Origin of the sequence: Lentzea sp. DG1S-22 (genome assembly GCF_036321065.1) — a bacterium.
Lineage (GTDB): Bacteria > Actinomycetota > Actinomycetes > Mycobacteriales > Pseudonocardiaceae > Lentzea > Lentzea jiangxiensis.
In genome coordinates this window covers 578,837-590,282 of sequence record NZ_CP143276.1, presented here as the reverse complement: position 1 = coordinate 590,282, position 11,446 = coordinate 578,837, and the positions used below count along the sequence as shown (strand labels likewise).

At 70.8% G+C, this 11,446-nt stretch carries 7 protein-coding genes and 1 pseudogene; 2 read left to right on the top strand and 6 right to left on the bottom strand.

Going from position 1 to position 11,446, the window contains the following annotated elements; translation table 11 throughout:
- Positions 1–1,042 precede the first annotated feature (1,042 nt).
- From V1227_RS02665 to V1227_RS02650, 5 genes and pseudogenes are all read right to left on the bottom strand, one after another.
- Complete coding sequence (locus V1227_RS02665; RefSeq protein WP_329790857.1) at positions 1,043–2,986, bottom strand: ATP-binding protein; 1,944 nt, start codon at positions 2,984–2,986, stop codon at positions 1,043–1,045.
- 349 nt (positions 2,987–3,335) lie between these two features.
- Complete coding sequence (gene ligA, locus V1227_RS02660) at positions 3,336–5,327, bottom strand: NAD-dependent DNA ligase LigA (protein WP_329790856.1); 1,992 nt, start codon at positions 5,325–5,327, stop codon at positions 3,336–3,338.
- A 75-nt stretch (positions 5,328–5,402) separates the two neighbouring features.
- Positions 5,403–7,622, bottom strand: a complete 2,220-nt coding sequence (locus V1227_RS02655) for an NACHT domain-containing protein (RefSeq protein ID WP_442916515.1) — start codon at positions 7,620–7,622, stop codon at positions 5,403–5,405.
- 231 nt (positions 7,623–7,853) lie between these two features.
- Positions 7,854–8,462: pseudogene (locus V1227_RS40515) on the bottom strand (NACHT N-terminal helical domain 7-containing protein); the annotation flags it as partial.
- 147 nt (positions 8,463–8,609) lie between these two features.
- On the bottom strand, positions 8,610–8,840 hold the full coding sequence (locus tag V1227_RS02650) for a hypothetical protein (RefSeq protein WP_090096295.1): 231 nt from the start codon (positions 8,838–8,840) through the stop codon (positions 8,610–8,612).
- Between the two features lie 67 nt (positions 8,841–8,907).
- Here V1227_RS02650 and V1227_RS02645 point away from each other — a divergent pair, with 67 nt between their 5' ends.
- Positions 8,908–9,915, top strand: coding sequence for a pyridoxal-phosphate dependent enzyme (locus V1227_RS02645; RefSeq protein ID WP_329790854.1), 1,008 nt, complete (start codon positions 8,908–8,910; stop codon positions 9,913–9,915).
- Entirely contained in the window at positions 9,912–11,033 is a 1,122-nt protein-coding gene (locus tag V1227_RS02640) for an ArgE/DapE family deacylase (protein ID WP_329790853.1), read from the top strand. Before V1227_RS02645 ends, V1227_RS02640 begins: the two co-directional genes overlap by 4 nt.
- Here the strand turns inward: V1227_RS02640 and V1227_RS02635 are convergent.
- Positions 11,030–11,404 (bottom strand): MerR family transcriptional regulator, encoded by a 375-nt coding sequence (locus tag V1227_RS02635; RefSeq protein ID WP_236222208.1) that lies wholly within the window; start codon positions 11,402–11,404, stop codon positions 11,030–11,032. The two genes, V1227_RS02640 and V1227_RS02635, sit on opposite strands and share 4 nt — an antisense overlap.
- Positions 11,405–11,446: the final 42 nt, after the last annotated feature.

Below are 11,446 nucleotides of genomic sequence, written 5' to 3'. Positions count from 1 at the left end.
TGTCCCCCGGGCCTCATCTCAAAGCCTTCGCGGAAGACCGTTCGGCTGGTACCGCGTCGAGCCCCTCGCCGAGAGGCGACCGCCGCACCGACTTCCACCAAAGCCCGTCCCCAGGCCGCAGCTCTCCCCGACAGGTGGCCTGGGGACGCCGGGCCGGCGCGGAACTCTCCTGCCGCGTCGGCCACCCGAACTCACCCGTTGCGACACAACAGAACCGCGGGCGGTTGCTCCACCTGACCGGTGAGCCAACACACAGACCACGTTGGAACACAACGGAAGCCCGCACCGTTGAACCAGACGGTCGGTGTGGAACGAGTCCCCGGGCCCCACCAGACAGCCTTCGCGGAACACCGTTCGGCAGGAGCCGCGTCGCGCACACCGCCGAGAGGCGACCGCCACACCGACCACAAGCCACGCCCTCGGGTCGCCCACCCCCCAGCCGACCCGAGGGCCTTCCCACTCCAACACCCCTTGCCCGTCAAGGCAAAGCACCACCCAGCGGTGAGCCACAGCACAGATCACCGTTGGAACACAACAGAAGCCCGCACCGTTGAACCAGACGGTCGGTGTGGAACGAGTCCCCGGGCCCCACCAGAAAAGCCTTCGCGGAACACCGTTCGGCAGGAGCCGCGTCGTGCACACCGCCGAGAGGCGACCGCCACACCGACCACAAGCCACGCCCTCGGGTCGCCCACCCCCCAGCCGGCCCGAGGGCCTTCCCACTCCAACACCCCTTGCCCGTCAAGGCAAAGCACCACCCAGCGGTGAGCCACAGCACAGATCACCGTTGGAACACAACAGAAGCCCGCACCGTTGAACCAGACGGTCGGTGTGGAACGAGTCCCCGGGCCCCACCAGAAAGCCTTCGCGGAACACCGGCTGTCCGGAGCCGCGTCGCGCACACCGCCGAGAGGCGACCGCCACACCGACCACCCCTACCCGCCCCCAGGCTGCCGTCCTCCCCCAGGCAGCGTGGGGGCTTCCGCCGTTCTGCCGGGCGAGCCCCACCGCTGTGGGGCTGCGAGGAACCTGCGACAGCAGGTCATCTCCGAAGTCGGGTGAACAGCTCTTCTGCTTCTCGCGACAGGGCTTCGGCCTCCTCATCGCGGCCCAGGTCGCGCAGAGGGGCGACCATCCTCTCCAGAGTGCTGGCCACATGTCTGAGGTAGCCGTGGGCGCGCCGCAGGGCGAGAGCCCGTTCGTAGTGCTCGATCGACCTGTCCGGCCGGTGGGCGCGAAGTTCCACGTAGCCCAGGGTTTCCCGGCAGGACGCCTCACCTTCCGGGTTGGGTTGCGCGGCGAGGGCAGCTTCACCGAACGTGCGGGCCCGGCCGAGATCTCCGAGTCGGGCGGTGAACCACGCGACTGCGTTCAGGGCGTGTGCTTCGCTGACGGTGTCGTGAAGTTCCCGAGACAGACGCAGGTTCTCCTGGGCGTGGCGCAGGGCTTTGACGTCTTCGTCTTGGCGGCCGAGTGCCCACGCCAGGGCACGGTGGACGTGGGACAGCTGGTACACGTCGCCCAACTGCTCGGCGAGGACGCGTGCTTCCCGCAGGTGTGTCAAAGCCTCGGGGTAGCGGTGGGCGCGGGCCAGAGCCTCGCCGAGTCGCCGGTGGGAGGTGGCCAGGGCTGGACTTCGCGTCCGCTCGTGCAGCGTGAGGCTCCAGGTGCGGATGTCGGCGTCAGCCTGGTCTCGCCGGTGGTGGTAGGTGGTCAGTGTTCGCGCCAGATGCCGGACGACGTCGTGCCACCCGTGCTCCGCGGCGGTGTCCACGGCTGCGAGCAGGCACTGGTGTTCCGCATCGAACCAGGCCAGCGCCGCGTCGACGTCCGCGGGCGCTTCCGGCCGGCATCCGCGCGACATCGGCGGCAAGGCCGCAGGCGATCCGTGCGGTTGGAGACAGCGATCTGCGGCATGGGCGGTGTGCAGGTAGTGGTCGACCACCCGCCGCATGGCCTCGACGTCCTCGACGCGGACTTGGGCCCGGACCAGGTCGTGCATCCGGTAGCGCCCATCGGCCTTCCTCTCCAGCAGGCACAGACGCTCCAGAGCCTGCAGTTCGGACATCGATCCCGTCAGGCTGCCCACGGCGGCAGGGCCGATGTCCGGACCCGGCGCGGCGGCGAGCAGACCGAGGACACGCGACTGCGCGTCGGTCAACCCGCGCAACGACCACGACAGCACCGCCGGCACGCTGTTGCTCGGGTCCTCGTCGTCGAACTGCCCCAGCTCGTCAGCGATCCGCGCAAGCGGCGTCTCGGGAGACGTCTGGGCACGACTGGCCACGATCGCCAGGGCCAGCGGTAGTCCCGCGCAGTGCCGCACGATCCGCCGCACCGCCTCGGGGTCCGAAGCGACTCGGACAGCTCCCAGTCGTGCGACCAGCAGGTCGTGGGACTCGGCGTCACCGAGCGGGCCGAGCCGGAACTGCAGCGTTCCCCACCGGGTGACCAGCGAGGTCAGCTGACGGCGGCTGGTGACCAGCACCGTGCAGGAGGACCCGCCGGGCAGCAACGGCTCCACCTGGGCCGCATCCGCGGCGTTGTCGAGCACCACAAGCAGCCGCTTGTCCGCGGTCACGCTCCGGTAGAGCGCCACTTGTGCGTGCGGATCAGGCGGGACGTCGAAGGCGTTGAGGGCGTCGAGGAAACCGCGCACCGCGACCGCGGGAACCATGGGCTGGTCCGGGGAGAACCCCCGCAGGTCCACGAACAGCTGGCCGTCCGGGAACCGGTGCCGGTTGGCATGCGCCCAGTGCACGGCCAGCCACGTCTTGCCCACACCGCCGATCCCGACTACCGCGTGCACTCCAGGGCGGTCGGCCAGACCGGCCAGGTCGGAGGTCCTGCCGACGAAGCGCGACGGCGAGGCGGGCAACTGCCGGGGCGCCGGCCGCCCAGCCTGGACGACGACCTCGCCGGCCTGCACGACAGTCCCCGTGACATCGCCGTTGACGACGTTGTGCACCCTGAACCGCTCAGGCATTCGACCAGGATGCACCGGCCGGTGGAGCACCACCAGCCCTCGATGGCAGCAGGTATTCCTTCCGGTTCTGTCCGGGTGCCGGCCCGCCTCCGTTCCTGCCGCGTACCCGCAGGTCGCACACGGACCGGGTGCACAGGTTTTGTCGGACGGATCCTGCGCTGTCCGCGGGAACCGAGCTGCGCCACTACGAACGCCACTACCCGCTCAAGGCCGTCGGGACTCCCGGCGGCAGGAGGCACCGATCCTCCTCGTGCGAGCCGCGTGACCCCCGACCGGCAGGCGCAACGCCTGCCGGTGGACGGAGAACACCCGCAGGCGCGGTCGTGATCGGCTGCGCGGAACCGGCCGCTCAGGCCACCCCGGCGGCGATCAGCTTCTCCCAGATCTCGCTCTGGTCCACCACCTCGACGCCGAGCTTCTCCGCCTTCGTCAGCTTGCTCGCGCCGACGCCCTCACCTGTGATGAGCAGGTCGGTGGTGGCCGAGACCGAGGAGGCGGCGGTGGCGCCGGCTCGTTCGCACATCTTCTGGAACGTCGGGCGGGTGACCTTCTCGCCGGAGCGCGGGTCGCTGATGGAGCCGGTGATGACGACCGATTTGCCTTCGAGCGGCGCGCCGGCGACGACGACGGGCGGGAGGTCTTCGGAGCGGACGTCGAGGGAAACGCCCCGGGCTCGCAGGCGTTCGATCTCCGGGCGCAGGCGCTCGAGGTGGTGGGTGAGGGACTCGGCGACCTTGGCGCCGATGTCCTCCACGGCCACGAGCTTCTCGACGCCCGCGTCGGCGACCTCTTCCAGGGAGCCGAAGCCCGCGCGGCAGAGGCGGGCGGCGGTGCCTTCGGAGGCCATCGGGATGGAGAGGCCGATCAGGGCTCGGCGCAGGCCCACGGCCCGGCTGCGGTCGATCGACTCGATCATGCGGGTGGCGGAGACCTCGCCCACGCGGTCGAACTCCAGCAGGCGTTCCTTGGTGAGGGTGTAGAAGTCGGACGGGTTCACCAGGTCGCCGGTTTCGGCGAGGCGTTCGATCCAGACCTGGCCGATGGCGTCGATGTCGGCGGCCGCGCGGGAGGACCAGTGGATCAGGCGGCGGACGGTCTGGGCCGGGCAGACCGCGTTCGTGCAGAACAGCTCGCGGCTGTTGCCCTGTTCGCTCAGCGGCTGGGCGCAGGAGGGGCACTGCGACGGCGGCACGATCTCGCGCTCCTCGCCGGTGCGCTTCGACTCGTCCAGGACGCCCGCGACGAACGGGATGACGTCGCCCGCGCGGCGGACCAGGACCGTGTCGCCGATCTTGATGCCGCGGGAGCGGATGACCTCCTGGTTGGCGAGCGTCGCGCGGGTGACGGTGGTGCCGCCCACGAACACCGGCTCGAGCCACGCCACCGGGGCGATCTTGCCCGTCTTGCCGACGTCCCACCTCACGTCGAGCAGGACCGTCGTCTTCTCCTCGGCGGCGAACTTGTAGGCGATGGCGCCGCGCGGGGACGACGAGCGGGTGCCGGCGGCGGCGAACGCGTCGCGGTTGGCCAGGCGCAGCACGGCTCCGTCGAGGTCGTAGTCGAGTGCGTTGCGGGCCTGTTCGATGCCGCTGATGAGCTCCTGCGCTTCGGCCGCGGTGGTGCAGTGGCGCATCTCGGCGACGCTGAAGCCGAGCTTGCGCAGGCCCGCGTCCAGGTCGGAGTCGGCGCTCTCGGGCTCGGTCGTCAGGTCGAAGGCGAAGAACTGCATCCGCCTGCCCTCGACGGCCTTCGGGTCCTTCGCGCGCAACGTGCCTGCCGCCGCGTTGCGCGGGTTGATCAACGGCTTGTCCGGGTGCGCCTTGTTGTACTCGTCGAACGTCGAGCGCAGCATCACGCACTCGCCGCGCACCTCGACGCGGCCCGGCGCGTCCACCTTGTCCGGCACGCCGTCGCACAGCGCGCGCGTGAGGAACGTGACGTCGTCACCCGTCGTGCCGTCCCCACGCGTCACAGCGCGCGCAAGGCGGCCGTTCTCGTACACGAGCGCCAACGACAGGCCGTCGAGCTTCGGCATGACGACGACCGGCTGGCCCGGGAACCGCGAGAAGAACGCCTCGACCTGCTCGGGCTTGTTCGCCTTCTCCAGCGACAGCATGGGCCGTGAGTGCCGCACCGGGGCGTGCAGCACCGACGGCGCACCCACGTGGTCCAGCGGGTTGTCCGCCGGCGCCAGCTCCGGGTGCTCGGCGACCAGCGAGCGGAACTCGTCCTCGATCGCGTCGTACTCGGCGTCCGCCACCAGCGGCTCGCCCTGGTAGTACGCGTCACGCAGCTCGACGATCCGCGCGGCGAGCTCCTGAATCCGGTCCCCAGCACTCATGGACGGGACGTTACCGGGCGGCACCGACAAAAATGGACGGTCGTACCCGGAGTCGTGCTCGAGTCGCGCCGGAGCTCACTCGAACAACCCGATCTCGTGAGCCACGGTCCCCGCCCGGTAGACCAGGTCCGGCCGGTGCTGCCGGATCTTGCCGAAGTCCACGGACCGCAGGACCGCCATCAGGTCCACCCGCCGGTGCGGCGGGTGCCGGTAGCCCTGTTCGTGGAGCCTCAGCCACGCGTCCAGCACCGCGATCTCGGTGCCGTGGTCCACGCGCGGCACCCCGAGGCCGTCGACGATGTCGAGCAACGCCGAGTCGGGGCCGCCCCTGCCGATGCGGTCGCAGAGCTGCACGACGAACGAGCTGCCCTCGGCCAGTCCGGTCTTCGCCAGCTCCCGCAGCGTTTCCGGGCTCACCGTGATGTCGCGGCGCAGGCACTCCAGCACCAGGTCCGGGTACCTGTCCGCCCACCGCAGGTAGTGCACGGCGCGTTCCCACGGCGGGACCGGTGACGCGGCGAGCTGGACCAGCGCCCGTGCGTAGTGGACGTCGTAGCGGCTGACCGGCAGCGCCTCGAACGCGTGGTTGAACTCGTTGCCCGCCGGGTCGCCGGTGAAGCGGGCCTCCCTGGCCGCCTCGCGCAACGACGTCCGCCCCGCGAGGCCGTTGGTGTCCACAGTGGCCGGCACGGGCATCCCGATCCCGAGCACCGGCACGGGCGGTTCGTCCCAGCGCACGTAGAGCGACTCGACCAGGGTGCGCCACTCGCCGTCCGACAGCTGCGACTTCCAGAACGTCGTCAGCTTCGGCCAGTCGTCCACGCCGATGTCGCGCGACGAGCACAACGGCGTGAGCACGGCCGACAGCAGCACGAGGTTGAGGCTGTAGACGGCGTGCCGGGCGGGCACCGTCCGCCGCACCGGCTGGTAGGCCTCGAACGACCGCGGCCTCGCCTGCTGCGACAGCGCGAACAGCTTCGTGACCAGGTCGGCGAGCACGGTCCGGTTCTCCGCCTTGCCGGCCTGCTCGACCAGGAACTCGATCACCGGGACGCTCGAGGTCAGCGGGGTGAACGACAGCAGGGCGTACAGGAAGCTGTCGTCGGCCTGCGCCCCGGTGATGCGCCGGGGCCGCGAGGCGCTGTCGTGCAGGTCCATGAGCGCACACCACGTCAGCCGCGCGACCAGGTACTCGCCGAAGGTCGCGTGGAGGAACTCGTACGTGCGCAGCTCCTCCTCGTCACGCATGGCCTTCGCGCACTGCACGAAGAAGAAGCGGCCGACCACGCGGTCGGACTCGCTCAACGGTTTGCGCATCCCGTTGCGCGGCACGGGGTTCCCACCGCGCAGCAACGTCGTCATGTCCTCGTCGATGTCGCTTTCGGCGACCCACTGACCGCCGCGGTGGAACATCGCGTAGGCGACCACCGACAGCCGTTCCAGCTCCCGCTCGACCAGCTCGCACCCGGTCCCGGACTCGGCGGCCGACGCGTCGTACTTCCTGCCCACCTCCCGGCTCGCGAAGCTGTAGAGGAGCTTCTCGTAGAGGTCGGCGCGGCCGAGGCTGTCCGCCTGGCGCTGCAACGCGTTGCCGGAGGCGTCGTAGAGGGCGAGCATCAGCAGAAGGAGCGGCTGTTCGGCGAGCACGCGGTGCACGAGCACCTCGCCCACCGGCAACGGCTTGAGGCCGTGCTCGGCGAAGTAGCGCTCGTTCGACGAGTTCCACACGGCCAGCCACGCCGCCATGTTGTCCGCGGAGAACGGCACCAGCCGCGGCACGTCCGCGTCCGGCGGGATCCGCATGCCGCTGGACACGCTGATCCGGCTCGTCACGACGACCGCGACCGGGCGTCCCGCCTCGGCACGGCGCCGCTGGAACGTCTGGACGTGCTCGAGGAAGTCGGTCTGGGTCACCCCGGTCGCCTGCAGCAGCTCGTCGAACCCGTCGAGCAGCACCACGGGCAACGCGTCCCCGGCCTCGCGCGCCAGGGCGGCGAAGCTGATGTCCTCCTGCAGCACGGCGCTGAGCCCGAGGTCGACCTGCCTGCGCAGGTCCTCCTCCGTCGCGACCGAGCGCAGCTCGATCCGCACGGTCAGGAAGTCGCTCGCGGGCAGCCGGGCGGCCAGCACCTTGGTCAGCAGCGACTTGCCCGAGCCGGGATCGCCGAGCACCACCAGCGGGTGCGTCACGGCCTTGGGCGAGGTCAGGTAGCCGACGAGGTACTGGTGCAGGTCCGAACGCGCGGGCACCCCCTCCCACCACTCGAGCAGCGCCGGCGTGCAGCTGGGCGTCATCGGCACGACCTGGAAGTCCGGGTCGACGTAGGCGTCCCTGGTCAGGGGGATCTCCAGCTCCTGCGGCACCTGGCCGGGGTCGATGACGGGCCGGTCGAGCACCGCGCGGTACCGGTTGGCGAGCTCGCGGCGGCGTTCGTCCGGCTCGGCGCCGATCCGCGTGCTCTCCAGGCTCTCCTCCAGCCGGGCGAGACCGGCGCTGACGTGCGCGTTGTGGTGGGCCTGCAGCCAGTAGCCGAGCTCCTGGTACTCGACGACGAGCTTGCGGATCAGCTCCTCGTAGTGGCGGACCGCGGGTCCGTGCAGCTGCGTCAGCACCTCGTGGGTGTGCTCCCGCCGGTCGTCGTCGAGCCGCTGCCAGACGGCCTTGTCCTGGAGCAGCGTGAGCAGCTCGCGCCCGGCCTGCCGGTACTGCTCGCCCAGCACGCGCAGGTTCACCTCGTACGGGCGGTTCGCGCTGGGCAGCAGTCCGGAGCCGTCGAAGATGCTGCTCAGCCCCACCAGCGCGGTCTGGCCGTCCTTGTCCAGCCCGATGTCCTTCAGCTTGAACGGCAGGTCCACGGCTTTGAGCGCCTCGAACAGCCCGACGACCACGATCACCGTGTGCGCCGCGTGCAGCCGTTCGGAGTAGGAGTGCCGCGCCAGGCCGTGGCGCCGTTCGCCCAGCTTGAGGAGCAGTTCACGGCTCAGCCGGACGAACTCCGTCTTGACGTCGAACCACCCCAGCAGGTCCGAGACTGCGAAGGGGACGCCACCCGGAAGAGCCGCGCCGGCGAGCTTGTCGAGCGCGCTGACCAGCGCGCTGTCCTTCTTGCCGAGCAGTTTGACGGCGTCCGCGTACCCATAGGTCTTCCCACCTGTCCGAGTCGATCAGCGATCCGGCCGCACGCGGGGTGCAGAGACGACGACAGGTCGTTTGGAGCCGTTGAACGGCGCCGGCTGATCTGCCGAACGGACCAGCCTCGCCGAAGATGTCGCCGGCGAGCCCTAGTCGCGCGGCCCGCGCAACGTCAGCACCACCCGCAGGACGTGCTCGACCGCGGCCGGGAACACGGCCCCGCGCAGCTCGTCGCGGTGCGCCAGGGTCCGCCCGGCGAACTCGAGCATGCGGTCGGGTCCCACCCGCCGCACCACGAGTGCGGCGACCTCCTCCAGGTCGAGGCCCGGGTGGTCGAGGCGGGTCAGCGCGAACTCGACGACCAGCTCGTCCTCGGTCACCGCCACCTCCTCTCCGCGACTCGTCGGATTCTCCCACCGGTACACGTCGGCAACATGTGCTGGACCGATGATCCGGACCACCAGCACGCTGTCGGGCATGAGGTTCCTGCGGCCAGACGCCCCGCGCTGGAAGTGCCCGCCCGCGCCCGCTGACGTGCGCGACTTCCACGCCGGACTGCCCGGCTACGCGCCCACTCCGCTGACCGAGCTGCCCGCGCTCGCCGCCGAGCTCGGGATCGGCCGGTTGTTCGTCAAGGACGAATCCTCCCGGCTCGGCCTGCCCGCTTTCAAGGCCCTCGGCGCGTCCTGGGCCGTCCACCGCGTGCTGCGGGGACGAACCGGGCAGGTCACGCTCACCACCGCGACCGACGGCAACCACGGCCGGGCGGTGGCGCGCATGGCCCGGCTCCGCGGTCAACGCGCGCACGTCTTCGTGCCGAACACGGTGCCCGAGAAGGCGATCGAAGCGATCCGCGCGGAGAACGCCGAGGTCACCGTCGTCGACGGCACGTACGACGACGCCGTGGCACGGGCCGCGCAGGCCGACGGCATCCTCGTGCAGGACATGGGCTGGGACGGCTACGAGGAGGTTCCCGGCTGGATCGTCGAGGGCTACGGCACGCTCTGCCACGAGGTCGACGAGCAGCTCGGCTCCGAACCCGGCCTGGTCGTCGTCCCCGTGGGCGTCGGGTCGTTCGCGCAGGCCGTGATCACGCACTACCGCGGCCGCGACTCGCGCACGAGGATTCTCGCCGTCGAACCCGACCGGGCCGCCTGCGTCCTCGAAAGCCTCCTGGCGGGCGAGCTGAGGAGCGTCCCGACCGGCCACACGATCATGACGGGCCTCAACTGCGGTACACCTTCCAGCACCGCGTGGCCGTTCCTGCAGAACGGCTTGGACGCCGCCGTGTCCGTCTCCGAAGAAGAGTGTGCCGAAGCAGTCGAAAACCTCTTCGCGCAGAACGTCCATTCAGGACCGTGTGGCGCCGCTGCTCTCGCGGGGCTACGTGCCATCCGGGACGACCTCGGCGACCTCGACACCGTTGTCCTCATCAGCACGGAGGGACGTTCGTGACACCACGCGACCTGCTGGCGCGGCTGGTCTCCATCGACTCGGTCAACCCCGGCCTCGTCCCCGACGGCAACGGCGAACGCGAGATCGCCGACTTCTGCACCGGGTGGTTCCGGGAGCGCGGCTTCGAGGTGCACCGGCTGGAGAGACGACCGGGCAGGCCCTCGACCGTGGCCGTCCGCAGGGGCACAGGCGGCGGGAAGTCGTTGATGCTCAACGGTCACGTCGACACGGTCGGCCTGGCCGGCTACGACGGCGACCCGCTCCAACCGGTGGTCGAGGACGGCAGGATGTTCGGCCGCGGCACGTTCGACATGAAGGGCGGCATCGCGGCGATGATGGTCGCGGCCGCCCGAGCCACCGAACGACCGCTGCGCGGCGACGTGATCGTCGCGTGCGTCGCCGACGAGGAGCACGGCAGTCTCGGCACCGAGGAGGTGCTGGAGTCGTTCACCGCCGACGCGGCGATCGTCACCGAACCCAGCCACCTCGAAGTCACGCTGGCGCACAAGGGGTTCGTGTGGTTCGAGGTCGAGATCGGGGGCAGGGCGGCCCACGGGTCGCGGCCGGAGCTCGGTGTCGACGCGATCGCCAAGGCGGGGCACTTCCTCGTGGCGCTGGAACAGCTCGGCCACGACCTCGCGGCCGGCCCGCGGCACCCGTTGCTGGGCACCGGAACCGTGCACGCGTCGCTGATCAGCGGCGGCGAGGAGGCGTCGACCTACCCGGCGAGCTGCCGGATCACGCTGGAACGCCGCACGGTTCCCGGCGAGTCACCGCGGCAGACCGAGGACGAGCTGCAGGCGATCATCGACAGGCTGGAGTGGACCGTCCCGGACTTCAGCGCCACGCTCACCCGCGGCCTCGCCAGGGAGCCGTTCGAGGCCGACCCGGACGCGGAGGTCGTGCGCACCCTCGTCGCCGTGCTCGGCGAACCGCCGGTCATCCGGGCGGAGCCGTTCTGGACCGACTGCGCCCTGCTCGACCGCGCCGGCATCCCCTGCGTGCTGTTCGGCGTGGACGGCGCCGGAGCCCACGCGGCCACCGAGCACGTCGACCTCGCCTCGCTCGACCGGCTCACCGACGTCCTGACCGCCACGATCACCACCTTCTGCCGCTAGGGGGCGAGCATCCGCTTGAACTCGGGGCACTCGACCAGCGGTTCGTGGGTGCAGGTGGAGGCGTGGCCGAGGCTGTCGCGCATGCGCCGCAACCGCGCGATGTCCTCGTCCAGCGCCGCTGCCTTCACGGCCATCTGCTGCTGGACGGCGGTGTCGCCGGGCATGGCGAGGAGGAACCTCCCGATCTCCGCGACGGAGAACCCGGCCCGGCGGGCGCAGCTGATGAGCGCCAGCCGGTGCAGCACCTCGGGCTCGTAGGTGCGGCGCAACCCGTTTCGGCCGTTCGAGGAGAGCAGGCCCTTCTTCTCGTAGAACCGCAGGGCGGACGGCGCGAGCCCTGACCTCTGCGCGACTTCGGCGATGTCCAGCACGGGGCCGAGGTTAGTCCGGCTCGGCACCGGGCCGGCCGGACG

What these genes read in the sequence shown, in the direction of transcription:
- V1227_RS02665 (WP_329790857.1), bottom strand. Translation starts at nt 2,986, where the DNA reads ATGCCTGAGCGGTTCAGGGTGCACAACGTCGTCAACGGCGATGTCACG.
- ligA (WP_329790856.1), bottom strand. Translation starts at nt 5,327, where the DNA reads ATGAGTGCTGGGGACCGGATTCAGGAGCTCGCCGCGCGGATCGTCGAG.
- V1227_RS02655 (WP_442916515.1), bottom strand. Translation starts at nt 7,622, where the DNA reads ATGACGCCCAGCTGCACGCCGGCGCTGCTCGAGTGGTGGGAGGGGGTG.
- V1227_RS02645 (WP_329790854.1), top strand. Translation starts at nt 8,908, where the DNA reads ATGATCCGGACCACCAGCACGCTGTCGGGCATGAGGTTCCTGCGGCCA.